We start from the raw sequence: 26,979 nt of genomic DNA on the forward strand, positions 1-26,979 counted from the left end.
CTATGCCACCACTCGGCGCTTTTCGGCCACACGGCTGCGGCCGTACAGCACCGCAATCGCCAGGATTGCCACAGCCTGCGCACCCAGCGAGTACGCATCGGCGTGGATGCCCAGCCAGTCAAAGTCAAAGAACGCCACCGGCCGCGTGCCGAAGATGCCCGCTTCCTGCAACGCCTTCACGCCGTGCCCGGCAAACACCACCGACAGCGCGCACAGCAGCGCCGCGTTGATACCGAAGAACAGCGCCAGCGGCAACTTGGCCGAGCCGCGCAGGATCACCCAGGCCAGGCCCACCAACAGCACCAGCGCCGTGGCGCCACCCGCCAGCACAGCGTTGTGCCCAGCCGGGCCGGCCTGCAGCCACAGGGTTTCGTAGAACAGGATCACTTCGAACAGCTCGCGGTACACCGAGAAGAACGCCAGCATCGCGAAGCCGAAACGCCCGCCACCGCCGACCAGGCTGCTCTTGATGTAGTCCTGCCAGGCCGCTGCGTGGCGCCGGTCGTGCATCCACACGCCAAGCCACAGCACCATCACGCTGGCAAATAGCGCCGTGCAGCCTTCAAGCAATTCACGCTGGGCGCCGCTCACATCAATCACATACGCGGCCAGCGCCCAGGTGGCCAAGCCAGCCAACAGCGCCAGGCCCCAACCGACATTGACGCTGCGCACCGCTGATTGCTGGCCGGTGTTACGCAGGAACGCGAGGATCGCGGCCAGCACCAGAATCGCTTCCAGCCCTTCACGCAGCAGGATCAGCAAACCGGAGATGTAGCTCAACGACCAACTCAGGCCATCGCTGCCGAGCAGACCGGCAGACTCCGTGAGCTTGCCCTTGGCCACGTCCAGGCGCTGTTGCACCTGCTCGATCGGCAAACCGTCCTGCAGCGACTGCCGATAGGCCATCAGGGCCTTCTCGGTGTCCTTGCGCACGTTGGCGTCGACGTTATCCAGCGAACTCTCCACCAGCTCGAAGCCTTCCAGGTACGCGGCTACCGACAGGTCGTAGGCCTGGTCATGGTCGCCGTTGCGGAAGGCAGCGAGGCTCTTGTCCAGGGTCGCGGCGGTGTAGTCGAGCAACTGCGCCGGGCCCCGCTTGACCTGCGGCGGCTGTGCACGCTGGGCGCGGAAGGTCGCGGCAGCAGATGGGCCGTTGGCGGCCAGCACTTCATTGGGGGTCTGGCGGGCCAGGTCGGCGAGGTTGAACGGTTGCTCGGTTTTCGCCGCAGCCGGGTCGGCAGTGAAGCCGGCGATGTAGGTGGCCAAGTCCCAGCGCTGGCGATCATCCAATTGGTCGGCGAAAGACGGCATATCCGTGCCTTCGACGCCCAGGCCGAGGGTGTTGTAGATCGCGTAGAGGCTCAGGCGATCCAGGCGCGCGGCATCGCGCAGGTTGGCCGGCGGTGGCGTCATGCCCACGCTGGCCGGGCCATCACCGGCGCCGGCCGTGCCATGGCACACCGAGCAATGCTGCGCGTACAGCGGTGCGCCGCGCGTGGGGTCGGGCGTGATCGCCGGCGCCTGGCTGACTTCATACGCCACCGCCAACTGGGCACCGAGCTGGCGCGCCTGGCGTGCAACTGCGCCGCCATCCTGGCGGGCGGTTACCGCGGCCAGGAGTTCATCGACACCCTTTACCAGCGCCGCGCGTTCCGGACGCTGCGGCAACTCTGCGACCAGGCCCTGCAACACGCCGAGAAATTCCAGCTGCTCACTGTATTCGGACTCATCGATGACCTTGCCCGCCTCCACCGTCGGTGGGTAGTCGGCGCCAATGTAGTCCAGCAAATGCAGGGCCTGGGGGGCGCCCTCGGCAGTCGCGGCCAACAGGTTGAAGCTGCACGACATCAGCGCCGGCAACAGCAGCCAGGCGAGAAAACGGAAGGGGGCAGTCATGAATGAATCTCAAAGGGAAATACGAAGTAACACATTGTTAAGCCTTAAAGGGTTTGACTCAAGGCGTTAGTGATTTGTCGTCTGCGAGGGCGGAAAATTTCAGCGGCGCAGTAGTGGCATCCGCGTCGAATCATTCAAAGCAAAAAGCCATTGTTTTGCCAGTAATGGCGCTTATAATGCCGCGCCCTGTTAGTGCGAAAGGGAATTTCGTTCCTCGTTTTTATGAGGAATCATCACATTAGCTGAAGACTTTCAGGGAAGAAGTTGCATGGCATTTCGCGCCTTACCTCCGCTCGCGCTCGTGGCGGTTACCTTGCTGTCCGGTTGTTCGATGTTCCGCAGCTACGACACCGAGCTGCAAGCCACCAACCAGCAATTGGCCACTGGCAACGTCGACGGCGCCCTGACGCTGCTGGAAAAGAACAACAGCGGCGACGACAAGGACCTGCTGTATTTCTTCGAGAAAGGCGAGTTGCTGCGGGCCAAGGGCGACATCACCGGCAGCCAGACCGCCTGGCGCAGCGCCGACCTGCAAGTCTATAAGTGGGAAGAGTCGGTCAAGTTCGACAGCGAAAAGTACCTCTCCCAGTTCGGCAGCTTCCTGGTCAACGACAAGGTGCGTCGCTACGAAGGCTATGACTACGAAAAGGTCATGCTGACCACGCAGATGGCTCTGAACCTGCTGGCCCTGAACGACTTCGACGGCGCACGCACCGAAATCAAGAAGACCCACGAGCGCGAAGCCGTGATCGCTGACCTGCGCGACAAGGAATACCTCAAGCGCGAAGACGAAGCCCAGCGCGAAGGTGTAACCACCCAGATGAAAGACCTGCGCGGCTACCCGGTGGAGTCCCTCGACGCGCCGGAAGTGGTCGGCCTGAAAAACAGCTACCAGAGTGCGTTCAGCCATTACCTGGCCGGCTTCGTCTACGAAGCCCTGGGTGAAAAAGACCTGGCCGCGCCCGGCTATCGCAAGGCCGCCGAGCTGCGCCCCAACACCAAGCTGCTGGAACAAGCCTTGCTGGACCTGGACAAATCCAAAGTCGGCGCCGACGAAACCGACGTGCTGATCGTGGTCCAGAGCGGCCTGGCCCCCGCGCGCGACTCGATTCGCCTGCCGCTGCCGATCCCGATCAATGGCAACCTGGTGATCACCCCGCTGTCGTTCCCGGTAATCAAGGCCGACACCTCCACGGCCACCTTCGCCCAGATCGGCATCGACGGCCAGCAGCAGAACCTCACCGCGCTCAACAGCACCACGGCCATGTCCCGCCGTGCGCTGCGCGATGACATGCCCGGCATTATCCTGCGCACCACCGTGCGGGCAGTCACCCGTGGCGTGGCGCAAAACAACCTGAACAAGACCAACCCGATGGCGGGCCTGGTGCTGGGTATCGCCTCGGCCGTGACCGAAGGCGCCGACACCCGCACCTGGCGCACCCTGCCGGACATGACCCAAGTCACTCGCCTGCGCCTCAAGCATGGCGAACACCAGGTCAGCCTGCCCAACGCCCTGGGCGGCACGCTGGTGACGGTCAAGGCCGACCAGCGTTACCAGGTGATCACGCTGCGCGTGGTCGGCAACCAGGTGTTCGCCGGCGGGCTTGCGGCCCATGTGGTGCCGAGCACGCCGCCCCAGGCCATTGCCACCCTCAAACAACCTTAAGGAGCACGCTATGCGTCATTTCATCCTCGGCGCCCTGGCGCTGGTCCTGCTCGCCGGCTGCGCCACCCCGCCGCCGCCGGAGCCTGGCAGCGCCGCGAGCAAAATCGTGGTGATGGGCAAGTTCAAGGGCATCGCCGTCGGCGCCATTCGCGTCGCGCGCGAGAATGGCTTCCTCACCGCCAAGGTGCAGTTGAGCAACATCACCAGCAGCAACCAGATGATGTATTACCGCTTCGCCTGGCTGGGCGCCGACGGCTTCCCGGTGGGCGACGAAGAAACCTGGAAAGTGCTGAACCTGTACGCCAACCAGGCAACCTTCCTGCCGGCCATCGCCAATCTGCCGCAAGCGGCGGACTTCCGTCTCGAAGTCAAAACCCCTTGAGCCGTCCACCCTTTTTGAGAGATTTCCCCATGTTTGCACGCTTCTCGATCCTCGCCGTGGTGGCCGTCCTGGCCAGCGGTTGCGCCAACACCTCGCCGGTACTGGGCGGCAAGAACATCAGCTACGGCGACACCAAGGCCGTGGAACTGGTGACCAACGAGTTCGGCTCCACCGACCTGCAGATGATCGCCGAAAGCATGACCCGCTCCCTGGCCCAGTCCGGCATCCTGCAGGGTCGCCCGGTGGTGCAGGTGTATGACGTGAAGAACAAGACCAGCGAATACATCGACACCCGCGAGATCACCACGTCGATCAAGACCCAGCTGATGAAAACCGGCACCGCGCGCTTCGCCAGCGACAACACCGACATGCAAAGCCAGGTCGACCAGCTAAAGCTGCAGAACCAGAGCGGCCTGTACAAGAAATCCACCGTGAGCAAGACCGGCAACATGGTCGCCGCCAAGTACCGCCTGGAAGGCTCGATCAGCTCCATCGTCAAGCGCAGCTCGGACTACAAGGACGTGTTCTACAAGTTCAGCCTGCAGCTGATCGACGTCGAGAGCGGCCTGGCCGAATGGATGGACGAAAAAGAAATCCGCAAGACTACGGAGCGCTAAGCAATGCGTGCATGGATCGGCATGATCGGCCTGCTGTGCGCCTTTGGCGCCTCGGCCGCCCCGAAGATCGCGGTGACCGACCTGGCCTATGAGGCGCGGGTCGAGGAATACATTCACCAGGTGTCGGCCAATAACAACTTCCAGGCCAGCGCTTACCACGCCAGCGGGTCCTCGAACTACAGCGAGTACGAAAGCCGTACCAGCTACATCGAGCAGACCGAGCTGCGCAAGTTCAGCGGTGATATCAAGGGCGAGATCCTCAAGTCCCGGCAGTTCCAGTTGGTGCAGGGCGCGCCCTACACCGCTGACGCCAAGGGTGACGTCTACGACGTGATCAAGCGCATCAAGGCCGGTCACTTCAAGGGCGCGGACTATGTGCTGTTCGGCACGCTGTCGGACATCGACTTTACCCAGGACATCAACGCCCTGGACCACACCAACAGTTACTCGGCGGTGCTGGGCCTGACGCTGGTGGCGGATTTCAGCCTGATCAACACGCGCACCTACGAGATCACCTCGGCGTTCACCGCCATGGGCGAAGGCCAGGACACCAAGCTGGTCAACAACCGTGACGTACGCGTCAGCCTGAACCGACCACGCGTGGTTAAAGAGGTGTCGAAAGCCTTGGGTGAGGATGTTGCGCGGCAGCTGGCCGAACAATTGGGTGGTGGTTATCAGGAACAACCTGGGCAGCCGGCATTGCGCAATAACCTGCCACGGGATGAAGCGCCGAAGATTCTGCGCTGAATGAAAATCCCGCTACCGATATAAAACCAATGTGGGAGCGGGCTTGCTCGCGAATGCGGTGGATCAGTCAATACATCTGGTGACTGACACTGCGCATTCGCGAGCAAGCCCGCTCCCACATTTTTTAACCGGTTTCGTCAGTTACGCCGTTGCGCGATGCAAGCTGGCGAGGAAACCCGCCGCTCCCACGAACAACCCGGCAAACGTGCGGTTCATGCGTTTCTGCTGCTTCGGCGTGCGCAACAGGCGCAACACTTTCGAGGCCAACCCGGTGTAGCCCGCCATCACGATCATGTCGACGCTGATCATGGTCGCGCCGAGGATCAGGTACTGGATCAGCAGCGGCGCCTGCGGGTTCACGAACTGCGGCAGTACCGCCAGCATGAACACCAAGGCCTTGGGGTTGCTGGCGTTGACCAGGAAACCACGGAACATCATCGCCATCGGCTTGCCGATCGGGCGTATCGTCGCGTCCTCGCTCATGTCCATGGGCAGGGCACGCCATTGCTTGATGGCCAGGTACACCAGGTAGGCCACGCCGAACCATTTGATCGCATAAAACGCGGTAGACGATGCCGCCAGAATCGCCCCCAGGCCACCCGCTACCACGGCAATCTGCATCGCCAGGCCCAGTTGCAGGCCGATGGCGTTCCAATAGCCGCGCAGGAAACCGTATTGCAGGCCGCTGGACATCGACGCGATGGCACCGGCGCCGGGGGAAAGGGAGATGATCCAACTGGCCACGAAAAAGGCCAGCCATGTGTCGAGTGCCATTACACACCTCAGGGAAGAGTTAGCGGTTGTGCCTAAAGCTAACTCCGCCGACCAAAGGCTGGCTATAGATTTTTACAAGATGTGAATACTAGCGATCGCCGGGGAACACGTGAGTCCCTGGCCAACGCCGCACCGAGCGCTGGAAGAACAGGCTGTTGGGCACCTGCACCATCGCGCTGTCAGTGCCGGCTTCTGCTACTTCGACCAGCGTGGTGTAGAGCAGGTTGATCGCCACCACCCGGCCCTTCACGCCGGGTTTGTCGACGGTATCCACCAGCTCGACGATATCACCGAGGCGAAACGGCCCGACGGTGAAGATCAGAATCGCGCATAGCAGGTTGGAGAGCACCGACCACATGGCGAAGAACGCCACCGCCGCCACCGCCACGAACCCCGACAGCGCGGTCCACAACACCGTGGCCGACACTCCCAGGCGGCCCAGCACGAAGATCAGCGCACTGCCCATGATCAGCCAGCGCAAGCCGCCGCGCAGCGGCATCAGCAATTGCGGCGGCAGCGGGTAGCGTTCGCCCAGGCGCGTCAGCCCCTTGGCGACAAAGCGCTGGGCGAGGTAGCCGGCCAGCAGGATCAACAGGATTTGCACACCGATCCACACGGGCTCGACCCATTGCGTCGGTATCGGCAGTTGCAACGCTTCCATCAGGACAGCGCCTCCAGCTCCGCCTGCAGGGTTTCCAGCAACTCGAGGGCTTCCATCCAGGTTTCCTCCAGTTGCCCTTCACGCACCTTGAGCTTGGCCTGTTCGGCGAGCAGGTCGCGCAGCTCATCCTTGCGCGCAGCCTCATACACGGCGCTGTCGCCCAGGCTGGTCTCGATCTTGGCCAGGCGCTCGTGCACCTTGCCCAACTCGGCTTCCAGCTTGTCGGCTTCACGCTTGTGCGGCGCCAACTGTTGGCGCAACGCAGCAGCGGCCTGGCGTTGGGCTTTCTTGTCGGTCTTGTCCGGGTTGACCGGGGTGTTGCTGACCGGCGCGTTGCGCAGGCGGTAATCCGTCAGCCAGCGCGCGTAGTCGTCCAGGTCGCCGTCGAACTCTTCGACTTTGCCATCCGCCACCAGCAAGAAGTTGTCGGTGGTGCTCTTGAGCAAGTGGCGATCGTGAGACACCACCAATACCGCACCGCTGAACTCCTGCAAGGCCATGGTCAGCGCCAGGCGCATTTCCAGGTCCAGGTGGTTGGTCGGTTCGTCGAGCAGTAGCAGGTTCGGGCGATCCCAGGCGATCAAGGCCAGGGCCAGGCGGGCTTTTTCGCCGCCGGAGAAATTCAGCACCGGCTCATCGATGCGCGCGCCACGGAAGTCGAAACCGCCGAGGAAGTCGCGCAGGGTCTGCTCGCGCTCGGTCGGCGCCAGGCGCTGCAGGTGCAGCAACGGGCTGGCCTTGGAGTCGAGGGAGTCCAACTGATGCTGGGCGAAATAGCCCACTACCAGGTTCTCGCCACGGGTCAGGCGCCCGGCCAGGGGTTGCAACTCGCCGGACAGGTTCTTGATCAGCGTCGACTTGCCCGCACCGTTAGGCCCGAGCAAACCGATGCGTGCACCCGGCGTGAGCTGCAGCTTGACCTTCTCCAGGATGGTTTTGTCGCCATAACCCAGGCGTGCATCCGAAAGATCGAGCAGCGGGCTGGAGATTTTCACCGACTCACGGAACACGAAATCGAACGGCGAATCGACGTGGGCCGCCGACAGCTCTTCCATGCGCTCCAGGGCCTTGATCCGGCTCTGGGCCTGGCGGGCCTTGGTGGCCTGGGCCTTGAACCGGGCGATGTAGCTTTCCATGTGCGCACGTTGCGCCTGTTGCTTCTCGTAGGCCTGTTGCTGCTGGGCCAGGCGCTCGGCACGCGCGCGTTCAAACGCAGTGTAGCCGCCACGGTAGAGAGTGATTTTCTTCTGTTCGACGTGGGCGATATTGTCGACCACGGCATCGAGGAAATCCCGGTCGTGGGAAATCAGCAGCAAGGTGCCTGGGTAGCTCTTGAGGAAGTCTTCCAGCCACAGGATCGCATCGAGGTCCAAGTGGTTGGTCGGTTCATCGAGCAGCAACAGGTCCGAGGGGCACATCAGCGCCTGGGCCAGGTTCAGGCGCATGCGCCAGCCGCCGGAGAAGTCGGCGACCGGGCGGTCCATCTGTTCGTTGGTGAAACCCAGCCCGGCGAGCATCTTGCGGGCGCGGGCGTCGGCCGTGTAGCCGTCGGCGCTGTCGAGTTCCGAGTGCAGGCGGGCCTGGGCCGCGCCGTCCTGGGCTTTCTCGGCCTCGGCCAGGTCGTGTTGCACCTGGCGCAGGCGCAGATCGCCATCGAGCACGTAGTCGATCGCGATGCGGTCCAGGGTGTCGATCTCCTGGCGCATGTGGGCGATGCGCCAGTCAGCCGGTAGCAGGCAGTCCCCGGAATCCGGGGTCAGCTCACCCAGCAACAAGGCGAACAACGTGGATTTGCCGGCGCCGTTGGCACCGATCAGGCCGGCTTTGTGACCGGCGTGCAGGGTCAGCTCGGCGTCTTCAAGAAGACGTTGCGGGCCACGCTGTAATGTTAGGCTTTGAAGTCGGATCATAATGGCGGCGGAGTCTACCAGCTTCGTTGGCCGCTGGCTTGGGTGTGAATATGTGCGCTGACCTGTGGAGCTTTGCCCTCTCGACTTACGCCCGCCCAGGGTGCGAAGCCGCTTGCCTGCGTATGCAGGCGCAAGGTGCAGATGTGTGCCTGTTGCTCTGCGGCGCGTGGCTGGAACGGCGCGCTGTAGCGCCGACACCCGAACGTATCCAGGCGCTGAAACAGATTGCCGGGCCCTGGCAGGCACAGGTGGTCGGACCGTTACGGCACGTGCGCACACAATGGCGGGCCATGGCGCAGCAGGATGAGGCAGTAGCTGCGTTACGCGAACGGGTCAAGGCCCTGGAACTGGATGCCGAACGCACGCTGCTCAAGCGCCTGGAAGCGCTGGCGCAAGCATGGCCGGGTGATGACGTGGCGGGGCAACTGCGATGGCTTGAAGGACTGGCGGCTGAGGATGCCGCCAACCTTGACCACAACGCGCTGCAGCAGCTGCGCGTCGCGGCCACCGGCGCTTAGGAAGCGCTGGTTGGGGTGGTGCTTGGCGCTACCGGTGCAGGAGTGCTGCTGGTCGGTGCGGTTGGAGCGCTGGACGCTGCGGTAGTCGCAGGTGCTGCCGGGGTCGCTGGCTTTGCCGGAGCTGGCTTGGCTGCAGCGGGTTTTGCAGCTGGCTTAGCGGCTGGCTTTGCAGCAGCAGGTTTAGCGGCTGGCTTGGCGGCTGGTTTCGCAGCAGCAGGTTTAGCAGCTGGCTTGGCGGCCGGTTTTGCAACAGCAGGTTTGGCAGCTGGCTTGGCGGCTGGTTTTGCAGCAGCGGTTTTAGCAGCTGGCTTAGCGGCTGGCTTTGCAGCAGCAGGTTTAGCGGCTGGCTTGGCCGCTGGTTTCGCAGCAGCAGTTTTAGCAGCTGGCTTGGCGGCTGGTTTCGCAGCAGCGGTTTTAGCAGCTGGCTTGGCGGCTGGTTTTGCAGCAGCAGTTTTGGCAGCTGGCTTGGCGGCTGGTTTTGCAGCAGCAGTTTTAGCAGCTGGTTTGGCGGCTGGTTTTGCAGCAGCAGTTTTGGCAGCTGGCTTGGCGGCTGGTTTTGCAGCAGCGGTTTTAGCAGCTGGCTTGGCGGCTGGTTTCGCAGCAGCGGTTTTAGCAGCTGGCTTGGCGGCTGGTTTTGCAGCAGCGGTTTTAGCAGCTGGCTTGGCGGCTGGTTTTGCAGCAGCGGTTTTGGCAGCTGGCTTGGCGGGTGGTTTTGCAGCAGCAGTTTTAGCAGCTGGCTTGGCAGGTGCTTTCGCAGCAACAGCCTTGCTTGCCGGCTTTTTCGCCGAGCTGGCGGCAACGGCTTTTGCAGGGGTACGAGCGCCCAGCACTTTAGCCACGGCTTCCTTCACACGACCAACGCCCTGGGCCAGTTTCAGGCTTTCCTGAGCATCTTTTTTGAGTTGGGAAATGTAAGTGCGGGTTTCAGCTTGGCGATCCTTGAGGGCGTCCAGCAAGTCCTCAAGTTCTTTGACAGCGTCTTTGGCCTTGGCTTGTGCCTTGGCCTTGCCGGCAGTCGCGGCGTCTTGCAGTTTGGTGCGGGATTTGTGCAGCTTTTCTTGCGCTTTACCGCGTTGTTTTTCCAGCTTGGCGAGCAGCTTTTCTGCATCGGCCAACGCTTGGGAACAGGCGCTTTCCAGGTGTTCGAGCAAGCTGCCCGAAAGTTGTTGGAGTAAATGCAACGGGGTATTAACAGGCTTCTGTTTGGCCGACATGGTTTACCTCCTGGCTGACGTGGGTGCGGCTCATACTAGCCCTCTGCTCTTACCGCCGCTAGGGCATGTTGACAGTATCGTTTGCCTTGCGTTGCAACGTACGAAAATTCTTATCGATATAACGAAAATGCGCGGCACTTTTTACGCTCCCACACTGGCATAATCCGTCGCACTTTCGGCGGGAGAAATGCTCATGTCGCGTTACCTTTTTCTTGTGCTTGGCCTGGCAATCTCGATGGCCAATGCGGGCGAGCAATCACCGGCGAAAACCACCGCGCAGGATCAACACGACCTCGCCTACAGCCTGGGTGCCAGCCTCGGCGAACGCCTGCGCCAGGAGGTTCCGGACTTGCAGATCCAGGCCTTGATCGACGGCCTCAAGCAGGCCTATCAAGGCAAACCGCTGGCGCTGGATAACGCGCGTATCGAGCAGCTTCTGGCCCAGCACGAAGCGCAAACCGAAGCCGACGCGCAGGCACCCCAAAGTGAAAAAGCACTGGCCGCCGAACAGCAATTTTTAGCCAAGGAAAAATCCGCAAAAGGTGTGCGCGAACTGGCGGATGGCATCCTGCTCACCGAGCTCACTGCCGGCACGGGCAACAAGCCGTTGGCCAGTGATCAGGTCCAAGTGAAATACGTGGGACGCCTTCCCGATGGCACGGTGTTCGATCAGAGCACGCAGCCCCAATGGTTTCGCCTCGACAGCGTGATCAGCGGCTGGAGCAGCGCGCTGCAACAGATGCCAGTAGGCGCGAAATGGCGCCTGGTGATTCCCTCAGCCCAGGCTTATGGCGCCGACGGCGCCGGCGAGTTGATCCCGCCGTATACGCCGCTGGTGTTCGAGATCGAATTGCTCGGTACTCGTCACTGACCCAATAAAAAACGGTGCGCAATGCGCACCGTTTTTTTATCCCGCCAGCAAAGGTCAGGCCTGGGTGGCCGCCTCTTCCTTGTGAGCGTTGTGCAGCACTTCGATCAGGCAATCTTCCAATTCGAAACGCTCATGGAGCAGGCCACCCAGCTCCTTGAATTTTTCGGCGACACAATTACCGGCATCACACAGGTCGGTGAACGCGAGCAATTTTTCGGTGATCACATCGATACGTGGGTAAAGGGTCTCGGCCAATTCCAGACCACGCTGATCATCAAAAGCTTCCGCTTCTTTGGTCAGTTGCTCGTAGACACCGAAATGTCCAGCCGATACGTAGTCCACCAACACAGCGCAGAAATCCTGCAACGGTTCGCGGTTCTCAGCCAGTGCCTCGGGCTTGGCGCCGAGAGCATCAAAGGCCCGAACCAGTTCGTGACGTGCCTTCAACCAGCTGTCGATCAGCTTGTGCACCCCACCCCAGCGTTCCTGAGCATTCTGACAACTTTCCAGCATGATGATCTCTCTTCCCTATAGGGGCGCTGCTGCCTGGTGCCCGCGCAACACTTCAAGGATTAAAGCGGCAGCCGGACAAGGCCACATCTGACAAACGGTTTCATTAACGCGTGCGGGCCAGATTATGCCCGCATGACTGTGGCTTCAAGGTACGCAGGAGAGAAAGTTCATACAAGTGTTTAATCCCCTTCTGCAAAGTGTGACGGCCTTTCAGTGCCGAGCAGGACGCAAACGCTGGCTCGAAATCAGCCGCGAAAACTGCGTAGCGCCCAGGATCAGCATGCCCAGGAAGAACAGCAGGCTCCACTCGGGGAGGCTCAGGTCGAACAACGTCCAGTTGATATCAACGCAATCAACCGTGCCTTTGACGGCCGATTGCAATGCCTGCCACAGCGACAGGTTTTCGATCATGTATTGCAGGCTCGGCCAGCAGTCGCCAGCCTGGTCGGGTGCGGCATTTTGCAACAGTACCTGGCGCACGGCAGTGATGGCGCCGAGTAATGCGCAGCCCATGCTCGCCAGACCGTACAGGTAGATGGCAGAACGCTTGGGGCTGTAGAGCGCGGCGGCCAGGTTGATCAGCGTGAAGGCCGCCAGGAAGACCCTTTGCAACTGGCACAGGAAACAAGGCCGCAACGACGCGCCAAATTCCAGGTAGAAGGACGCACCCAACGTCAGCCCACCTGCCAGGAATGCAAGGAAAAACAAGGAACGTGAAGGGGCCAAAGACATGCTTTATCCGCACCGCGAAATATAGGTCAATACGGTAGAGGAAAGGCCCGACCCCTTTCAATACATGCTAGAGCAGACGATTCCGCAAGAGGATAAGGACAACCCGTCAGAGGATGGAAGACTTCAAACTATTGAACGTAGGAGCATGCCTATAAAGGCTCTAGCCAACGCGCTTGCGAGACATTGAAGGGTTGGCTATCAGATTTGTCTGAGCCAACCCTTGGATAACATCCTACTTCAAACTCGCGCAGGTACCGGCAGCGGTGACGCCAGCAAGCGGCTATCCAGCAGGCCCAGCCCCTCCTGGAACAGCTGGTTGCTGCGCTCGGTGTCGCCCAGTTGGGCCAGCAGCCGCGCCAGTTCGGCACAGGCTTCCGGATTGCGCTGTACCTGCAGGCTGCTCTCCAGGTAGTCACGCGCCTTGCCCCACAGGCTGTTTTGCAGGCACAAGCGGCCCAGTGTCAACAGCAGGCTGGCATCGCCGGGATGGTCCTTGAGCCAACCTTCGGCAAACTTCAACTGGCGGGCGGGATCACTGCCACGCAACAGGCCGTAGAGGCGGATCAGGTGGCTGTCGTAGCCGCGCTTGATCGCGCCACGCAGCGCTTCTTCGGCCTTCGCGTCGGCACCCAACTGACGCAACTGCTCGGCATAGGCCAGGACCAATTGCGGCTCCTGCCGCTGCGCAGAGGTGAGTTGTTGCCAGGCCCGCTCAAGTGACTGCAAGCCCGCTTCACCCTGATCTTCGCGCTGTGCAGCCAGGCTCAGGTTTTCACCCCAGGCGCGGCGCTCGAGTTCGGCCAACTCGCTGGCAGGCAGCACCTTGTCCTTGCGCAGTTCCGGCAGCAGGCGGATCACTGATGACCAGTCGCCCCGCTGCTGATGCAGGCGCTGCAATTGACGCAATACCTGCGCGTTGTGCGGGTGACGTTCGTGCATCGCTTGCAAGGTGGTCAACGCGCCCTCCGTATCGCCTCGGTCCAGCTGCAGCTGCGCGTGGCTCAAGGCAACCGCCAGCTCGGCCTGGGGCTGACGCTCCAGGGCACGTTCCAGCAAGCCGTCTGCCTCTTCGTAGCGGCCTTGCTCATTGGCGGCACGAGCGGCGCCGAGGTAATACAGCAATGGCTGGCGCTCGGCTTCGGCGGCACGGTGCAAATGGCGCTCGGCGCTGGCCCAGCGGCCCTCGGCGAGGTCCATCTGGCCTTGTTCGATGGCAATCTGCACGCGGCGGCTGCGGTTACGCCGCGACCACGGGTTGACCACCCCACCGGAGGTGGTCACCAGGCTCAACAACACGCGGATCAGATAGATTGCCAGGCCGATGGCAAATACGGCCACCAAGGTGGCCCACAGGCTCGACTCGTAATGCAGCACATGCGGGTAGGTAATCAGCACGTAGCCGGTGTGCTTGGAAATGCCCACGGCCAGTGCCAGGGCGATCGCAATCGCCAGCACCAGGATCACATAGAAACGCTTCATCGGCTCTACTCCTGGGTTGCCGGCGTGCCCGCGGCCGCCTTGGCTTCGTCGGCAGACAGATGACGACGGTCAAGGTACGCCTGCACGGCGGCCAGGCTCGCGGCCAGGTCCGGGGTCACCACCGAGACGGCCTTGGGCTCAAGCTCGGCGATACGTGCCAGCAGCGCCTTGCTTTGCGGGTTGTCCTGGTTGAAGTTGTCCTGCAGCACGCTGCGCGCCTCGCCCAGCGAGCGGCTGTAGACCGCCGACTCGCCATTGAGCGCGGCCCACTGTGCTTGCTCCAGGGCCAGGCTCAGGGCCAGGCGTACCTGGTTCAGGCCTTGGCCGGCCAGCAACGGACGGATGTTGTCGTCCGGGTTGAAGTCGATGCGGAAGTACCGCGAAATCTGCTCCCACCACTGGCTCCAACGACTCTCGGTATCGGTGGTCGGGCGTCCTTGGGAAGCGGGATCGGTCAGTTGATATTCAGGGGCGATGGCCGCCAGTTGCACGACCTGGTCACGCAAGGCCGCCAATTGCAGGTACAGCCCCGTGCGGTCCGGCTGCTCAGTGCTGCGCAGCGCGGCCAGGCTCTTGGCCAATTGCTCGCGAGCGGCATACGAGCCCGGATCGCTTTGCTCGCGAAGGATCTCGTCGGCGCCCTGCACCAGCGACTGGGCACTGTTGATGTCCTGCAAGGCCGACAGGCGCAGGCTCGCCAGGCGAATCAAATGCTCGGCCTCAGCCAAACGCCAATCCTGGCGGCTGGCGCCCAGCACAGTTTCCAGCCGCTGACTCAAGCGTTGCTGGTCACCCTGCAGTTGCGCGACCAGACGGCGACGCTCCTCCAGCTCATCGGCACCTGGCAACTGGGCCAGGCGCGCCGCCAGTTGCTGCTGGCTTTGCTTGAGGGTCTGGGACTGGTCGTCGAGGGTCTGCACCTGCCCCAGCTGTTGCTGGCTGCTGGCTTGCAAGGCGCGGACCTGCACGATCCCCCAACCGCCTGCGGCAACGCCGGCAGCACCCAGCAGCAGGGCGACGATTGCCAGGCCATTGCCACGGCGCGGCGCGGTGACCGGTGACTCAGCCGGCGCATCGAGTGCGGGCTGGGTTTCATCTTTAGGCAAGGCTGTTTCGCTCACGTATCCGTCCTTTGCGTATCAGAGAGTGGGGGCGGCCGTCACAAGACACAGCTGCCCAACGCCACTAACAAAGCCGCGGCACTCGCGCCGCGACAATCCACCACTTTTTCTGCGCCTGCGGCCCGCGCCATCTCCTGGACTCGCGGACTGGGCACGAACAACGGAAGCCGGGCCACCTGAGACCAATCGGCGCCAGCCAGGGCCTGCAAGTGCAAGAAACCCTGCCCACTGCTGACCACCAGGCCGTTCAGGCGTTCCAACTGGATGCGTTGCATCAGTACTCCCGCCTGATAGTCCGGCAAGAAACGACGATACAACTCCAGATAGTCGACACTAGCACCTTGCTCACGCAAACGCTCAGCCAGCAACTCCCGCCCCCCCTCGCCGCGCAGGATCAACACCCGCGCATCCGGGCGCGCGATAGCCTCGCGCAACGCAGGCAATTGAAGCAAGGCCTCGCTGTCATCGCCAGACTGGGGGTAGTCAACGTTTAGGCCGTGCTCGGCCAACACCTGCGCGGTGGCGCCGCCGACGCTGAACCATGGCAGCTGCGGCCAGGCTTGGGTCAGCTGTTGCACGGCAAGGCGCGCGGCCGGTTTGCTTACCACGATCACTGCGCAGTAACGGTCGAGATGGCGGAACACGGCCTGCTGCTCGGGGGTAACAGCAAAGGGTTCGATGTCCAGCAAGGGTAAGCTGCTGCTGAAGATTCCGGCGTCTGATAATGCCGAAGCCAGGGCTGCTGATTCCTCGGCAGGCCGCGTCAGCAGCAGTCGCCATCCGGTCACTGCGGGCCGGCCTCGCCATAGACTTTTTGCAGGATGGCGCCAGCGCCCTTGTCCAGCAGCTCTTCCGCCACCTGGATACCCAGGGCCGTGGCATCACGCTGCGGACCACGCACCTCGGCAGTCAGCAGGGTGCCGCCGTCCGGATCGCCTACCAGGCCACGCAGCCACAGATTGTCGCCTTCGAGCACGGCGTAGCAGGCAATCGGCACCTGGCAGCCGCCGTTGAGGTGCTTGTTCAGGGCGCGTTCGGCCGTGACGCGCACTTCGGTGTCGTGGTGGTCCAGGGGTTTGAGCAAGGCGTGAATTTCAGCATCGGCGGTGCGGCATTCGATGCCCACTGCGCCTTGCCCACCGGCCGGCAGGCTGTCCTCGACACTGATGGCCGAGGTGATGCGGTCTTCGAAACCCAAGCGGATCAAGCCGGCCGCGGCGAGGATGATCGCGTCATATTCGCCGGCATCCAGCTTGGCCAGGCGGGTGTTGACGTTGCCGCGCAGGAAACGAATCTGCAGGTCCGGGCGGCGAGTGAGCAACTGTGCCTGGCGACGCAGGCTGGATGTGCCGACGATGCTGCCCAGCGGCAGCTCATCCAACGACGCGTAGTTGTTGGACACAAAGGCGTCGCGCGGGTCTTCACGCTCGCAGATGCAAAACAGGCCCAGGCCTTCAGGGAAATCCATGGGCACGTCTTTCATCGAATGCACGGCGATGTCGGCTTCGTTTTCCAGCAGCGCGGTTTCCAGTTCCTTGACGAACAGACCCTTGCCGCCGATCTTCGACAGCGGCGAGTCCAGCAGCTTGTCGCCGCGACTGACCATGGGCACCAGGGTCACCTTGAGGCCGGCATGGGCCTGCTCAAGGCGTGCTTTGACGTATTCGGCCTGCCACAAGGCCAAGGCGCTTTTACGGGTGGCGATGCGGATTTCGCGAGAGGACATGGATCAATCCGTACTGAATAGATACGGCAGATAATAACAGCTCAGGCAAATACGCTTTGATTTGAATCAGCAAGTGCGGGGCCTCCCTGGCCGCGTCGCACCGGGATAAGAGGTACAGGCATCGCCGCAGGCCCCAGGCTAAAGCTGTTGCATCATCTTGCGCACACCGGCGACATGGCGTCGGCTGACGATCAATGCATCGCCATTCAGCCCTTTGAGGAACAACTGGAAATGCCCCAGGGGTGTGCGCTGCAAGCGTTCGATTCGCTCGCGGGCCACCAGCGCGTTGCGGTGGATCCGCACGAAGCGGTCGCCGAATTCATCCTCGAGCGCCTTGAGCGGTTCATCGAGCAGCACTTCGCCGCCCTGGTGGCGCAGGGTCACGTACTTGTGATCGGCAATAAAATAGACCACCTCGCCCAGCGGAATCAGCTCGATGCCTTTGCGTGTGCGGGCGCTGATGTGGCTGCGTGGCCCGTTACCACTTTGGGCGGCGGGCTGGGTCAGTGCGGCGAGCTGGACACGATTGGGCCGCTCGGCCTTTTTCAGCGCCTTGAGCAACGCCTCGCCAGCCACGGGTTTGGTGAGGAAGCTGACACCGCTGGCTTCGAGCGTGTCGGCGGAAAACTCTTCCTGGGCCGCGCACAGCACCACGGCAGGTGGCGATTCTCGCTCACTCAGGCGGGCGGCAACTTGCAGGCCATCAAGGCCCGGCAGGCGGATATCGAGCAGCACCACATCGGGCTTGAGGCTGTCGATCAACGCCAACGCCTCCTCCCCGTTGGTGGCGCTCGGCTCAAGGACTGTATAACCCTCGAGTTCACTGACCAAACGGCTCAGTCGCTCGCGGGCTTGGGGTTCGTCATCAACGATCAGGACATTCATATTGCGCTGGATTCCTGCGTGAGTCTCGCACAAGGATAGCGTAGACAGGTGCGGTGACTTGCGTCACAGCGATCCACGCTAAGACTAGCGCGAGCGGCAAAAAGTGCCCCGACAGCGGCACCCATATTTACCCGGACCTGTTCAATAGCGCCCAAGACCTGCTGCCTGTGGGCACTGTCGTAGGGTTTGCTGATACACAATCCGAATACCCCCCTTTTTAATGGTTAGTCTGGGCTATGACCGCATCACCCGACTTTGGTGCATTCACACACTATCAGTCCAACTGTAGACGCTCACTGAGACGACATTGCTCAATCGTCAAATATCGTTTCAATAAAGCCTTGTCCCAGTCTCTTCCCGGACGCGTTCGACGGCAAGGCACTTAGCCAGCTTTGCACAAATAAAAATGCCGACGACCCGCAGCACCGCCACAACGGGCAACCCTGTTATTATCGCCGGCACACTTCCATGCCTCTTTATTAAGCAGATCACGAGCGAATCCATGAGCACCGACAAGACCAACCAGTCCTGGGGCGGCCGCTTCAGTGAACCCGTCGACGCCTTCGTCGCCCGCTTCACCGCCTCCGTCACCTTCGACCAGCGCCTGTACCGCCACGACATCATGGGCTCCATCGCCCACGCGACGATGCTGGCCAAGGTCGGCGTGCTGACCGACGCCGAGCGCGACAGCATCATCGACGGCCTGACCACGATTCGCGGCGAGATCGAAGCCGGTACGTTCGACTGGCGCGTCGACCTGGAAGACGTGCACATGAACATCGAGGCCCGCCTCACCGACCGCATCGGTGTGACCGGCAAGAAGCTGCACACCGGCCGCAGCCGCAACGATCAGGTGGCTACCGATATTCGCCTGTGGCTGCGTGACGAAATCGACCTGATCCTGTCCGAAATCACCCGCTTGCAAAAAGGTCTGCTGGAGCAGGCCGAGCGTGAATCGGACACCATCATGCCCGGCTTCACCCACCTGCAGACCGCACAGCCCGTGACCTTCGGCCATCACCTGCTGGCCTGGTTCGAGATGCTCAGCCGCGACTACGAGCGCCTGGTGGATTGCCGCAAGCGCGCCAACCGCATGCCGTTGGGCAGCGCCGCACTGGCCGGCACCACCTACCCGATCGACCGCGAATACACCGCGCAACTGCTGGGTTTTGACGCCGTGGGCGGCAACTCCCTGGACGGCGTGTCGGACCGTGACTTCGCCATCGAATTCTGCGCCGCCGCGAGCATCGCGATGATGCACCTGTCGCGCTTCTCCGAAGAGCTGGTGCTGTGGACCAGCGCGCAATTCCAGTTCATCGACCTGCCGGACCGCTTCTGCACTGGCAGCTCGATCATGCCGCAAAAGAAAAACCCCGACGTGCCCGAGCTGGTACGCGGCAAAAGCGGCCGCGTGTTCGGCGCGCTGATGGGCCTGCTGACCCTGATGAAAGGCCAGCCGCTGGCCTACAACAAGGACAACCAGGAAGACAAGGAACCGCTGTTCGACGCCGCCGATACACTGCGCGACTCGTTGCGCGCGTTTGCCGACATGATCCCGGCGATCAAGCCCAAGCACGCGATCATGCGTGAAGCGGCGTTGCGCGGGTTCTCCACCGCGACTGACCTCGCGGACTACCTGGTGCGCCGTGGCCTGCCGTTCCGTGACTGCCACGAAATCGTCGGCCACGCCGTGAAGTACGGCGTGGACACCGGCAAGGACCTGGCGGAAATGAGCCTGGAAGAGCTGCGTCAATTCAGCGACCAGATCGAGCAGGACGTGTTCGCGGTACTGACCCTGGAAGGGTCGGTGAATGCCCGCAACCACGTGGGCGGCACTGCGCCGGCGCAGGTGAAGGCTGCCGTCGCGCGCGGCCAGGCCCTGCTCGCCAGCCGCTAAGCACTCGCTTGCCGGCGATGAGGTCCTTGAGATCGCAGTTGATCTTGAGGCCGCCATCGCCGGCAAGCCGGCCCCTACAACTGTGAGCGTCGCTATTTCTTCGCCGCCACCATGGCCATGAACGCCGGCATCGCCGCTTCCCTGTCCGCCGCCACTTTCTGCGCGTTGGGCATCCCGTGCAAACGTTCCAGCAACGCTTTAGCTTTCGGCATCTCAGCCAGCAGATCCAGGCCAAACAGCTTCTCGCCCACCGCGCAGGCGAGGTTCACGCTGTACATGAAATACAGATCCGCAATCGTGAAGCTCTCCCCCGCCACAAACGGCGCGAATTTACCGTGCCGGCCTAATGAGCCAACCCCGAGCAACAGCTCCGCCTTGGATTTTTCCTTGATCGCCTCCGGCACCGGCATGCCGAAAAAGGCTTCGGCGAAACAGGCGCGAGCCGGCAATTCGATATACAGCTCGATTTCTCGGCACAGCGCCAGCACTTGGGCGCGCTGGAACGGCTCCGCCGGGAGCAGCGAAGGCCCTTCCTGGGTTTGCTCGATGTATTCGAGGATCACGCTGGTTTCGTTGATAAAGCCCTGCTTCACGCCCAGCACCGGGACCTTGCCGCGCGGGCTGACTGCCAGGGCTTTGGGGGTTTGCCCGGCGTAAAAAGGCACCTCTTCGAAAGGCAGCCCCTTCTCCAGCAACGCCAGCTTGACCATGTTGTAGTAGTTGCTGACCGAGAATCCGTAGAGCTTGAGCATTGCGATTGCCTCCAGGCCGGGAATGGGGTTGGCTGCAAGCGTTATAGCTCCCCGGGCCTGGCCTTGCCAGCAGCATCAACCGCTTGAATGGGGGTAGACTGGCGCCCTTTCCTACAGGAGCCTGCCATGAGCGAGCCGACCGATATCGACAGCGACGAAGAAGAGTTCACCGAAAGTACGCTGACCCAGGCCATCGAAAACCAGATCGAAAGCGACAACCCGCCTGCCGCCAAAGCCACCTTCAACAAGCTGACGCTGGTGGGCTATGAGCGCGACGACATTCTGAATCTCATGGCCCATGTGCTGGCCGTGGAAATCGACAAGATGCTCGAAGAAGACCGCGCATTCGATACCGAATGGTACGAAACAGCGCTGCGGGCACTTCCAGAGCTGCCTCCGGAAAATAGCTAAGTCACCAGACCTGGCAGGAGCCAGCCTGCGCGCGAAAACCGCCAACGCCAACACGAGTAGCCTGAATACACGCGGCGCTCTCAGGTTTTTCGCGAGCGCGCTTGCTCCTACTGGACAGCCCGGCAAAGTGCGTTCACCTTATGCCCTGCTAGCCTCTAATAAATTTTAGAAAGTCTGGAGTCCTTATGTCGTATACCCCTGAGTTGGTTGCCGAACTGGAAATCCTTGTACTCTTCCCCTTGGACAGCACCAAGGAAGGTCTGAAAGTCCACCAGACCGCCGCTCCCACTGCCATCGCCGCTGCCAAACGCCTTCATGCGAAAGGACTTATCGACCAGCCAGACGGGGGCTACCTGACCAGCCTTGGCCGGGACGCTGCAGAGCAGGCTCAAACGCTGCTGACCATCCTCACCACTGCCACCACCAAAGAAGCTGCCTGATCCCTGAGACCGCCCATGGAGTCCGCGCTCTGCGGATTCCGGGGGCGTTGCCGTGGACGCCACAAAATTCTGGCGCCAAAAACAATTTCCCTCTAAACCTCCTACGCTACTGGCTGTAAACTCCGACACGGCCGCCCACGTTGGGCCCTGCGAGCCAACGAATTCGACATGACCCGCACCCACGAAATCCGCCCCGACCTGGACGAAGGCATTGACCGCAAGGTACTGGCCCAACTGCGCGCGCGTTTCATGGCCCTCAACGAAGGCCGCATGGCCCGGGCCGTCGAGGGGCTGACGCCACGCCAGCAAAGCGTGCTGACCCTGTTGCCGCTGTTCTTTCACGTCAATCACCCGCTGCTGCCAGGCTATGTCTCGGGCAGCACGCCTGCGGGGCTCTCAAATTTCGAACCCGACGCCCAAGCCCTGACCGAAGCCCAGCGTCTGACTCGCTCGTTCTCCTACAAGCCACGCCATGGCAACCCGCCACGGCCGATTCATGGATTGTTCCTGATGGGCAGCCTCGGCACCCTGGCCCAGGCGGATCAGAGCGATATGGACGTGTGGGTGTGCCATGCGCCGGACCTCGGCGAAGCCGAGCTGGCCGAACTGCGCAAAAAATGCCAGCTGCTGGAAGCCTGGGCCCTGAGCATGGGCGCCGAAGCACACTTCTTCCTGATCGAGCCGACGCGCTTTGTGCTCGGCGAGCGCGACACGCAACTGAGCTCCGACGACTGCGGCACCACCCAGCATTACCTGTTGCTGGACGAGTTCTACCGCACCGCCATCTGGCTGGCCGGGCGCACGCCGATCTGGTGGCTGGTGCCGGTATACGAAGAGACCCGCTATGCCGAGTTCACCCATACGCTGATTTCCAAGCGCTTTATCCGCGCCGATGAAACCCTCGACCTCGGCCACCTGGCGCACATTCCCCCGGGCGAATTCATCGGCGCCGGGCTGTGGCAGCTGTTCAAGGGCATCGAGTCACCCTACAAGTCGGTGCTCAAGCTGCTGCTGACCGAGGTCTACGCCAGCGAGCACCCGAACGTGCAGTGCCTGAGCCTGCGCTTCAAGCGCGCGGTGTTCGCCAACCAGATGGACCTGGATGAGCTCGACCCGTACATCGTGGTCTACCGTCGCATCGAGGAATACCTCAAGGCCCGTCATGAGCCGGAACGCCTGGAACTGGTACGGCGGGCGCTGTACCTGAAGGTCAACCGCAAGCTGACCGTCGGCCAGCGCGCGACCAGTTGGCAGCGGCTGTTGCTGGAGCGCCTGGCGCATGAGTGGGGTTGGGACCAACGCCAGCTGGCGCTGCTGGACAGCCGCAGCCAGTGGAAAGTACGCCAGGTGGCGTCCGAGCGCCGCGCCCTGGTCAACGAGCTGAACTACAGCTATCGCTTCCTGACCCAGTTCGCCCGCACCGAACAGACCGTCAGCCTGATCAACAAGCGCGACCTCAATGTGCTGGGCCGGCGCCTGTATGCCGCCTTCGAACGCAAGGCCGGCAAGGTCGAATTCATCAACCCCGGCATCGCCCCGGACCTGGCCGAAGACACCCTCACCCTGGTGCAGTCGCCCAATCGCAAGGAGCCGGGCCAGCACCATTGGGGCTTGTACAACGGCAACCTCACAGCCATGGAATGGGAACACTTCGCGCCGATCAAGCGCAGCCGTGACCTGCTGGAAATGCTCACCTGGTGTCACCGCAACGGCGTGATCGACAGCAGCACCCGCCTGGCGCTGCATCCAGGCGTCAGCGACATGACCGAGTTCGAGCTGTTCAACCTGCTCGGCAGCCTGCAACAGACCATCGCCCTGCCGCTGGCCAGCGTCGATGAGGAACGCCTGCTGCGCTCGGCGGTGCCCGAGGAGGTGTTGTTGCTGATCAACGTCGGCGTCGACCCGCTCAAGCATCACCGCGACCTGAATATCCTGATGACTACCGAGCGTACCGACTCGCTGAGTTATGCCGGGGTGCGCGACAACCTGGTGCTGACCCTGGACCAGGTCACGCTCAATAGCTGGAACGAGGTGATGGTCAGTCGTTACGACGGCCCCCATGCGCTGCTCGACTGCCTGCGCGACTACCTCAACCAACTGCCGGCCGACCATCTGCCGCGGTTGCGGGTGCGCTGTTTCTGTCACAACCGTGCGCAGTTCATTGCCCAGCGCGTCGAAGAAATCTTCGACACCGCGCAGAACCTGCTGCTCGGCCAGGGCAATCACCGCTACCTGCTCCAGGTACAGCAGCACTATCACGTGATGGAATTGACGCCGGGCCAGGCCACCCATGTGTCGCTGGCAACCCAGGACGCGCTGATTGCCTACCTCAGCGAAGAACTCGCCAGCTACAGCCCGCTGCACCTGGACGCCATGGCCCTGGAAGACCACGACCTGGCCTTGTTGCTGCCGATGGGCATGGCCGATTGCGTGCAGGTGTTCTACCGGGTCAACGAGGGTTTCGCCGAGCTGTATGTGCTGGATGAGTTCAACGCGCTCTGGCAGCAACGCTTGCCGTTCCACGATGAGCAGAGCTTGTTGGCGCCGTTGCAGCGCTTCCTGCAATCGATCATTTATCGCCGGGATGCGCTGTCACCGCTGGACCCGCAACAACCGCTGGGCGAGGTGCAAATCTTTTATTACCAGCTGTTGCCGTCGGGCAGCAGTCGCGCACGCGGCATCGAGCCGCGGCCGGCACCGCAAAACCCGACAAACAAACCGTTTTATGACGTGCAGGCGATTATTGGCAAGGCGGCGCCCGGCCAAGTGGGCATTACCCTGTACTGCAATCAGCGGGAGTTTTGCGAACTGGAGTTTGGCGACCAGCTGTTTGCAGTGGTCGCCCAGGAGATTGTCGGGCAACGTCGGGAAGCCGAACGATACCGCTGCTACATCACCGACCTGGACCTGTCGGGCCTGCTCGGTGATGTACAGAGCCCGAGCAATTTGTACCTGCGCTACAAGGCCGAGCTGGAGCTGTCGCTCAATGCGGCGCTGAGCCAGATTTAGAGAGGAAAGGCGCCGCCATCCTTGGGCTGGCCTTCAACGCTGAGCAATTCGAGCTTGAGCGTCTTGCCGCCTGGTGCTGGCCAGTCGATATGCTGGCCCACCTGCAGGCCGAGCAACGCGCTGCCGACCGGCGCCAGGATCGAGATCTTGCCTTCGTCGGCGTTGGCGTCCTTGGGGTAGACCAGGGTCAGGTGGTAGTCCTTGCCGCTGCCTTGCTCACGGCAATGCACGCTGGAGTTCATGGTCACGACACCCGCAGGCACTTCATCGTGACCGACCACGTCTTCGGCGCGGTCGAGTTCGGCTTGCAACGCTTCGACGCCGGGAGACTCGTCGCCCAAGCGGTCGATCAGTTGCTCCAGACGCTGCACGTCAAGACGGGTAAGAATGATGGACGGTGCGGTGGTCATGATTCAGGCAGACTCCTTTTTTCTGCACAAAAAAGCAAAACCCCGCCAGGAAAAGGCGGGGTTCTCACGGGCCTCGATGAGTTGAGGCGTACCCGGACACTACCACAGCGTCACAAATAAACAAGACGACCTCAGGCACGCGCCCTGCGCTGCTCGGCATCCAGGCAGATCACCCGGCGCCGGGCATCATCGGCGGAGCGCCATTCACGGATGTCTTCCACGTGGCGGAAGCAACCAAGGCAGACTTTATGCTCGTCCAGACGACACAAACTGATACAAGGTGACGGCACCGCCGGGCTGACATTACTGAACAGCGGCTTCGGCGGGCGGACAGGTACAGGCTGGGTCACGGTCAGATCTCGTCGAAATCCAGCTCGGCGCCGGTATATTCGTGGACCAGGCGCGCGACCATCTCGCCCAACAGCTCTTCACTCTTGTCACACTGCCATTTGCCGCTTTCTTCTTCGTAGTCGAAGTGCACGCCACCGGAGCGCGCCGCCAGCCACAGCTGACGCAGCGGCTCCTGGCGGCTGAAGATCAACTGCTGGCCGCTCTCGAACTTGACGGTCAGCACACCGGCCGAGTTTTCCAGGTCCACGTCCAGGCCGCTGTCGTCGAAAATATCTTCCAGTGCCTGCTGGGTCGAATCCACCAGGTCGTGAAAACGGGCTTCGGTCAAACTCATTGTGGCAACCTCAAAAGTGTCTGGTTTTGCTCAAGCGCCGCACGATACGGGCGAGCCTCGCCGATTGCAAAGGATACCGATTTCATCACGATCGACGGAATGAAATATCCCCATTGAGCGTAGGACGTTTCCCGACTATCTCGGCAAACCCCCGCTGGACGGGTATTCCAGCGCATAGGCAAGCTGGCGGGTGGTCGGTATACTCGGGCGCAATTAATGCATATTCAAGGATTTCGCCATGAAGCGCCTGATCTCTTCCCTTGCTGCGCTCGTCGCGGTCGCCTGCCTCGTTAGTGCCTGTGGTCAAAAAGGCCCGCTGTACCTGCCCGATGACAGCAAAGATCCGAATGAACAGGCGCAATCGTCGCAAAAACCCGCTAAAGCGCATAAGCACGACACCTACTAAGGGAAGATCATGGACGCTTTTAACTACCGGGACGGCGAGCTGTTCGCGGAAGGCGTGGCGTTGTCCGCGATTGCCGAGCGCTTTGGTACCCCGACCTACGTGTACTCGCGCGCGCACATCGAAGCGCAGTACCGCTCGTTCACCGACCCGCTCAACGGCGTGCCGCACCTGGTGTGCTACGCGGTGAAAGCCAACTCCAACCTCGGCGTACTGAATGTCCTGGCGCGCCTGGGCGCTGGTTTCGACATCGTATCGCGTGGCGAGCTGGAACGAGTACTGGCCGCTGGCGGCCAGGCTGACAAGATCGTGTTCTCCGGCGTCGGCAAGAGCCGCGAAGATATGCGCCGCGCCCTGGAAGTGGGCGTGCACTGCTTCAACGTCGAATCCACCGATGAGCTGGAGCGCCTGCAGACCGTGGCCGCCGAGATGGGCGTTCGCGCGCCGATTTCCCTGCGCGTCAACCCGGACGTCGACGCCGGCACCCACCCGTACATTTCCACCGGTCTCAAAGAGAACAAGTTCGGCATCGCCATTGCCGACGCCGAGGACGTGTACATCCGCGCCGCCCAGCTGCCAAACCTGGAAGTATTGGGTGTCGATTGCCACATCGGTTCGCAACTGACCACCCTGCCACCGTTCCTGGATGCCCTCGACCGCCTGTTGGCGTTGATCGATCGCCTGGGCGAGTGCGGCATCTACCTGCACCACATCGATCTGGGTGGTGGTGTCGGCGTACGTTATCGCGACGAAGAACCGCCGCTGATTGCCGACTACATCCAGGCCGTGCGCGAGCGCACCGAAGGCCGCGACCTGACGCTGATGTTCGAGCCGGGCCGCTACATCGTCGCCAACGCCAGCGTGCTGCTGACCCAGGTCGAGTACCTCAAGCACACCGAGCACAAGGATTTCGCCATCGTCGACGCGGCGATGAACGACCTGATCCGCCCGGCGCTGTACCAGGCCTGGATGGACGTCACTGCCGTGAAGCCTCGCGACAGCGCCCCGCGCACCTACGACATCGTCGGCCCGATCTGCGAGACCGGCGACTTCCTGGCCAAGGACCGCCAGCTCGCACTGGAGGAAGGCGACTTGCTGGCCGTGCATTCGGCCGGTGCCTACGGGTTTGTCATGAGTTCCAACTACAACACCCGCGGCCGTGCCGCCGAGGTGCTGGTGGACGGTGATCAAGCGTTCGAAGTGCGTCGCCGCGAGACGGTAGCCGAGTTGTATGCTGGCGAAAGCCTGCTGCCGGAGTAA

28 protein-coding genes and 1 pseudogene are annotated in these 26,979 nt (G+C 62.1%); 12 read left to right on the forward strand and 17 right to left on the reverse strand.

Annotated features, from left to right (window positions below):
• Entirely contained in the window at positions 1–1,896 is a 1,896-nt protein-coding gene (locus tag JFU04_RS28485) for an FTR1 family protein (protein ID WP_201146112.1), read from the reverse strand.
• A gap of 268 nt (positions 1,897–2,164) precedes the next feature.
• On the opposite strand from JFU04_RS28485, the gene JFU04_RS28490 reads away from it, so the two are divergent.
• Genes JFU04_RS28490 through JFU04_RS28505 form a run of 4 tightly spaced genes read left to right on the forward strand, consistent with a single transcriptional unit; the run spans position 2,165 to position 5,308 of the window.
• On the forward strand, positions 2,165–3,562 hold the full coding sequence (locus tag JFU04_RS28490) for a COG3014 family protein (RefSeq protein ID WP_065902394.1): 1,398 nt from the start codon (positions 2,165–2,167) through the stop codon (positions 3,560–3,562).
• A 10-nt stretch (positions 3,563–3,572) separates the two neighbouring features.
• A complete protein-coding gene (locus tag JFU04_RS28495) occupies positions 3,573–3,944 on the forward strand; it encodes a YcfL family protein (RefSeq protein ID WP_008439304.1) in 372 nt (123 codons plus the stop codon).
• A gap of 29 nt (positions 3,945–3,973) precedes the next feature.
• Positions 3,974–4,561, forward strand: coding sequence for a penicillin-binding protein activator LpoB (lpoB, locus tag JFU04_RS28500; protein WP_015886479.1), 588 nt, complete (start codon positions 3,974–3,976; stop codon positions 4,559–4,561).
• A gap of 3 nt (positions 4,562–4,564) precedes the next feature.
• A complete protein-coding gene (locus JFU04_RS28505) occupies positions 4,565–5,308 on the forward strand; it encodes a penicillin-binding protein activator LpoB (protein ID WP_201146114.1) in 744 nt (247 codons plus the stop codon).
• Between the two features lie 141 nt (positions 5,309–5,449).
• Here JFU04_RS28505 and JFU04_RS28510 read toward each other — a convergent pair whose 3' ends face one another.
• From JFU04_RS28510 to JFU04_RS28520, 3 genes are all read right to left on the reverse strand, one after another.
• A complete protein-coding gene (locus JFU04_RS28510; protein WP_065902398.1) occupies positions 5,450–6,082 on the reverse strand; it encodes a LysE family transporter in 633 nt (210 codons plus the stop codon).
• Positions 6,083–6,170: 88 nt separating this feature from the next.
• A complete protein-coding gene (locus JFU04_RS28515; RefSeq protein ID WP_065902400.1) occupies positions 6,171–6,743 on the reverse strand; it encodes a mechanosensitive ion channel family protein in 573 nt (190 codons plus the stop codon).
• Positions 6,743–8,653: an ATP-binding cassette domain-containing protein gene (locus JFU04_RS28520; protein ID WP_065902402.1), complete on the reverse strand. Its 1,911-nt coding sequence runs from the start codon at positions 8,651–8,653 to the stop codon at positions 6,743–6,745. Before JFU04_RS28520 ends, JFU04_RS28515 begins: the two co-directional genes overlap by 1 nt.
• A gap of 50 nt (positions 8,654–8,703) precedes the next feature.
• On the opposite strand from JFU04_RS28520, the gene JFU04_RS28525 reads away from it, so the two are divergent.
• Complete coding sequence (locus JFU04_RS28525) at positions 8,704–9,171, forward strand: TIGR02444 family protein (RefSeq protein ID WP_201146116.1); 468 nt, start codon at positions 8,704–8,706, stop codon at positions 9,169–9,171.
• On the opposite strand, the gene JFU04_RS28530 is transcribed toward JFU04_RS28525, so the two are convergent.
• Positions 9,168–10,385: an AlgP family protein gene (locus JFU04_RS28530; RefSeq protein ID WP_201146118.1), complete on the reverse strand. Its 1,218-nt coding sequence runs from the start codon at positions 10,383–10,385 to the stop codon at positions 9,168–9,170. The genes JFU04_RS28525 and JFU04_RS28530 overlap by 4 nt on opposite strands.
• A gap of 193 nt (positions 10,386–10,578) precedes the next feature.
• Here JFU04_RS28530 and JFU04_RS28535 point away from each other — a divergent pair, with 193 nt between their 5' ends.
• Positions 10,579–11,256: an FKBP-type peptidyl-prolyl cis-trans isomerase gene (locus JFU04_RS28535; RefSeq protein ID WP_065902408.1), complete on the forward strand. Its 678-nt coding sequence runs from the start codon at positions 10,579–10,581 to the stop codon at positions 11,254–11,256.
• A 54-nt stretch (positions 11,257–11,310) separates the two neighbouring features.
• Here the strand turns inward: JFU04_RS28535 and JFU04_RS28540 are convergent, their stop codons facing one another.
• From JFU04_RS28540 to JFU04_RS30770, 8 genes and pseudogenes are all read right to left on the reverse strand, one after another.
• Positions 11,311–11,769: an Rsd/AlgQ family anti-sigma factor gene (locus JFU04_RS28540; RefSeq protein WP_065902409.1), complete on the reverse strand. Its 459-nt coding sequence runs from the start codon at positions 11,767–11,769 to the stop codon at positions 11,311–11,313.
• 210 nt (positions 11,770–11,979) lie between these two features.
• Positions 11,980–12,501 (reverse strand): disulfide bond formation protein B, encoded by a 522-nt coding sequence (locus JFU04_RS28545; RefSeq protein ID WP_065902411.1) that lies wholly within the window; start codon positions 12,499–12,501, stop codon positions 11,980–11,982.
• A 237-nt stretch (positions 12,502–12,738) separates the two neighbouring features.
• Entirely contained in the window at positions 12,739–13,980 is a 1,242-nt protein-coding gene (locus JFU04_RS28550) for a heme biosynthesis protein HemY (protein WP_201146119.1), read from the reverse strand.
• A gap of 5 nt (positions 13,981–13,985) precedes the next feature.
• Positions 13,986–15,101, reverse strand: coding sequence for a uroporphyrinogen-III C-methyltransferase (locus tag JFU04_RS28555; protein ID WP_201146121.1), 1,116 nt, complete (start codon positions 15,099–15,101; stop codon positions 13,986–13,988).
• A gap of 38 nt (positions 15,102–15,139) precedes the next feature.
• The gene (locus JFU04_RS28560) at positions 15,140–15,889 is read right to left on the reverse strand and encodes a uroporphyrinogen-III synthase (protein WP_065902419.1); all 750 of its coding nucleotides are present in this window, start codon (positions 15,887–15,889) and stop codon (positions 15,140–15,142) included.
• Complete coding sequence (gene hemC / locus JFU04_RS28565; RefSeq protein ID WP_201146123.1) at positions 15,886–16,827, reverse strand: hydroxymethylbilane synthase; 942 nt, start codon at positions 16,825–16,827, stop codon at positions 15,886–15,888. The genes JFU04_RS28560 and hemC overlap by 4 nt, the downstream gene beginning before the upstream one ends.
• Positions 16,828–16,965: 138 nt before the next feature.
• Entirely contained in the window at positions 16,966–17,712 is a 747-nt protein-coding gene (locus JFU04_RS28570) for a LytR/AlgR family response regulator transcription factor (protein WP_065902423.1), read from the reverse strand.
• Positions 17,709–17,825: pseudogene (locus tag JFU04_RS30770) on the reverse strand (sensor histidine kinase); the annotation flags it as partial. The pseudogene JFU04_RS30770 and the gene JFU04_RS28570, both read right to left, overlap by 4 nt.
• A gap of 389 nt (positions 17,826–18,214) precedes the next feature.
• Between JFU04_RS30770 and argH the strand changes: the two are divergent.
• Positions 18,215–19,609, forward strand: a complete 1,395-nt coding sequence (gene argH / locus JFU04_RS28575; protein ID WP_034110688.1) for an argininosuccinate lyase — start codon at positions 18,215–18,217, stop codon at positions 19,607–19,609.
• Positions 19,610–19,701: 92 nt separating this feature from the next.
• Here the strand turns inward: argH and JFU04_RS28580 are convergent, their stop codons facing one another.
• Positions 19,702–20,361 carry a glutathione S-transferase family protein gene (locus tag JFU04_RS28580; RefSeq protein ID WP_201146125.1) on the reverse strand — a complete coding sequence of 220 codons (660 nt, stop codon included), beginning with the start codon at positions 20,359–20,361 and terminating at the stop codon, positions 19,702–19,704.
• A 126-nt stretch (positions 20,362–20,487) separates the two neighbouring features.
• On the opposite strand from JFU04_RS28580, the gene JFU04_RS28585 reads away from it, so the two are divergent.
• The 3 genes from JFU04_RS28585 (at position 20,488) to JFU04_RS28595 (ending at position 24,221) form a co-directional block, all read left to right on the forward strand.
• A complete protein-coding gene (locus JFU04_RS28585; protein WP_201146127.1) occupies positions 20,488–20,772 on the forward strand; it encodes a hypothetical protein in 285 nt (94 codons plus the stop codon).
• Positions 20,773–20,957: 185 nt separating this feature from the next.
• Entirely contained in the window at positions 20,958–21,212 is a 255-nt protein-coding gene (locus JFU04_RS28590) for a TIGR02647 family protein (protein WP_010207442.1), read from the forward strand.
• Between the two features lie 168 nt (positions 21,213–21,380).
• Complete coding sequence (locus JFU04_RS28595) at positions 21,381–24,221, forward strand: class I adenylate cyclase (protein ID WP_201146128.1); 2,841 nt, start codon at positions 21,381–21,383, stop codon at positions 24,219–24,221.
• Here the strand turns inward: JFU04_RS28595 and rnk are convergent.
• From rnk to cyaY, 3 genes are all read right to left on the reverse strand, one after another.
• Positions 24,218–24,631, reverse strand: a complete 414-nt coding sequence (rnk, locus tag JFU04_RS28600; protein ID WP_010207444.1) for a nucleoside diphosphate kinase regulator — start codon at positions 24,629–24,631, stop codon at positions 24,218–24,220. The genes JFU04_RS28595 and rnk overlap by 4 nt on opposite strands.
• 131 nt (positions 24,632–24,762) lie before the next feature.
• Positions 24,763–24,981: a DUF1289 domain-containing protein gene (locus JFU04_RS28605; protein ID WP_106802310.1), complete on the reverse strand. Its 219-nt coding sequence runs from the start codon at positions 24,979–24,981 to the stop codon at positions 24,763–24,765.
• Between the two features lie 2 nt (positions 24,982–24,983).
• Positions 24,984–25,316, reverse strand: coding sequence for an iron donor protein CyaY (gene cyaY, locus JFU04_RS28610; protein WP_065902433.1), 333 nt, complete (start codon positions 25,314–25,316; stop codon positions 24,984–24,986).
• A 238-nt stretch (positions 25,317–25,554) separates the two neighbouring features.
• On the opposite strand from cyaY, the gene lptM reads away from it, so the two are divergent.
• Both lptM and lysA read left to right on the forward strand, forming a co-directional pair.
• Positions 25,555–25,722, forward strand: a complete 168-nt coding sequence (lptM, locus tag JFU04_RS28615) for an LPS translocon maturation chaperone LptM (RefSeq protein ID WP_017845169.1) — start codon at positions 25,555–25,557, stop codon at positions 25,720–25,722.
• A 9-nt stretch (positions 25,723–25,731) separates the two neighbouring features.
• Entirely contained in the window at positions 25,732–26,979 is a 1,248-nt protein-coding gene (lysA, locus tag JFU04_RS28620) for a diaminopimelate decarboxylase (RefSeq protein ID WP_106802309.1), read from the forward strand.

Source organism: Pseudomonas sp. TH21 (assembly GCF_016651025.1).
Classification (GTDB): Bacteria; Pseudomonadota; Gammaproteobacteria; order Pseudomonadales; family Pseudomonadaceae; genus Aquipseudomonas; species Aquipseudomonas aylmerensis.

What these genes read in the sequence shown, in the direction of transcription:
- JFU04_RS28485 (WP_201146112.1), bottom strand. Translation starts at nt 1,896, where the DNA reads ATGACTGCCCCCTTCCGTTTTCTCGCCTGGCTGCTGTTGCCGGCGCTG.
- JFU04_RS28490 (WP_065902394.1), top strand. Translation starts at nt 2,165, where the DNA reads ATGGCATTTCGCGCCTTACCTCCGCTCGCGCTCGTGGCGGTTACCTTG.
- JFU04_RS28495 (WP_008439304.1), top strand. Translation starts at nt 3,573, where the DNA reads ATGCGTCATTTCATCCTCGGCGCCCTGGCGCTGGTCCTGCTCGCCGGC.
- lpoB (WP_015886479.1), top strand. Translation starts at nt 3,974, where the DNA reads ATGTTTGCACGCTTCTCGATCCTCGCCGTGGTGGCCGTCCTGGCCAGC.
- JFU04_RS28505 (WP_201146114.1), top strand. Translation starts at nt 4,565, where the DNA reads ATGCGTGCATGGATCGGCATGATCGGCCTGCTGTGCGCCTTTGGCGCC.
- JFU04_RS28510 (WP_065902398.1), bottom strand. Translation starts at nt 6,082, where the DNA reads ATGGCACTCGACACATGGCTGGCCTTTTTCGTGGCCAGTTGGATCATC.
- JFU04_RS28515 (WP_065902400.1), bottom strand. Translation starts at nt 6,743, where the DNA reads ATGGAAGCGTTGCAACTGCCGATACCGACGCAATGGGTCGAGCCCGTG.
- JFU04_RS28520 (WP_065902402.1), bottom strand. Translation starts at nt 8,653, where the DNA reads ATGATCCGACTTCAAAGCCTAACATTACAGCGTGGCCCGCAACGTCTT.
- JFU04_RS28525 (WP_201146116.1), top strand. Translation starts at nt 8,704, where the DNA reads ATGTGCGCTGACCTGTGGAGCTTTGCCCTCTCGACTTACGCCCGCCCA.
- JFU04_RS28530 (WP_201146118.1), bottom strand. Translation starts at nt 10,385, where the DNA reads ATGTCGGCCAAACAGAAGCCTGTTAATACCCCGTTGCATTTACTCCAA.
- JFU04_RS28535 (WP_065902408.1), top strand. Translation starts at nt 10,579, where the DNA reads ATGTCGCGTTACCTTTTTCTTGTGCTTGGCCTGGCAATCTCGATGGCC.
- JFU04_RS28540 (WP_065902409.1), bottom strand. Translation starts at nt 11,769, where the DNA reads ATGCTGGAAAGTTGTCAGAATGCTCAGGAACGCTGGGGTGGGGTGCAC.
- JFU04_RS28545 (WP_065902411.1), bottom strand. Translation starts at nt 12,501, where the DNA reads ATGTCTTTGGCCCCTTCACGTTCCTTGTTTTTCCTTGCATTCCTGGCA.
- JFU04_RS28550 (WP_201146119.1), bottom strand. Translation starts at nt 13,980, where the DNA reads ATGAAGCGTTTCTATGTGATCCTGGTGCTGGCGATTGCGATCGCCCTG.
- hemC (WP_201146123.1), bottom strand. Translation starts at nt 16,827, where the DNA reads ATGTCCTCTCGCGAAATCCGCATCGCCACCCGTAAAAGCGCCTTGGCC.
- JFU04_RS28570 (WP_065902423.1), bottom strand. Translation starts at nt 17,712, where the DNA reads ATGAATGTCCTGATCGTTGATGACGAACCCCAAGCCCGCGAGCGACTG.
- argH (WP_034110688.1), top strand. Translation starts at nt 18,215, where the DNA reads ATGAGCACCGACAAGACCAACCAGTCCTGGGGCGGCCGCTTCAGTGAA.
- JFU04_RS28580 (WP_201146125.1), bottom strand. Translation starts at nt 20,361, where the DNA reads ATGCTCAAGCTCTACGGATTCTCGGTCAGCAACTACTACAACATGGTC.
- JFU04_RS28585 (WP_201146127.1), top strand. Translation starts at nt 20,488, where the DNA reads ATGAGCGAGCCGACCGATATCGACAGCGACGAAGAAGAGTTCACCGAA.
- JFU04_RS28590 (WP_010207442.1), top strand. Translation starts at nt 20,958, where the DNA reads ATGTCGTATACCCCTGAGTTGGTTGCCGAACTGGAAATCCTTGTACTC.
- JFU04_RS28595 (WP_201146128.1), top strand. Translation starts at nt 21,381, where the DNA reads ATGACCCGCACCCACGAAATCCGCCCCGACCTGGACGAAGGCATTGAC.
- rnk (WP_010207444.1), bottom strand. Translation starts at nt 24,631, where the DNA reads ATGACCACCGCACCGTCCATCATTCTTACCCGTCTTGACGTGCAGCGT.
- cyaY (WP_065902433.1), bottom strand. Translation starts at nt 25,316, where the DNA reads ATGAGTTTGACCGAAGCCCGTTTTCACGACCTGGTGGATTCGACCCAG.
- lptM (WP_017845169.1), top strand. Translation starts at nt 25,555, where the DNA reads ATGAAGCGCCTGATCTCTTCCCTTGCTGCGCTCGTCGCGGTCGCCTGC.
- lysA (WP_106802309.1), top strand. Translation starts at nt 25,732, where the DNA reads ATGGACGCTTTTAACTACCGGGACGGCGAGCTGTTCGCGGAAGGCGTG.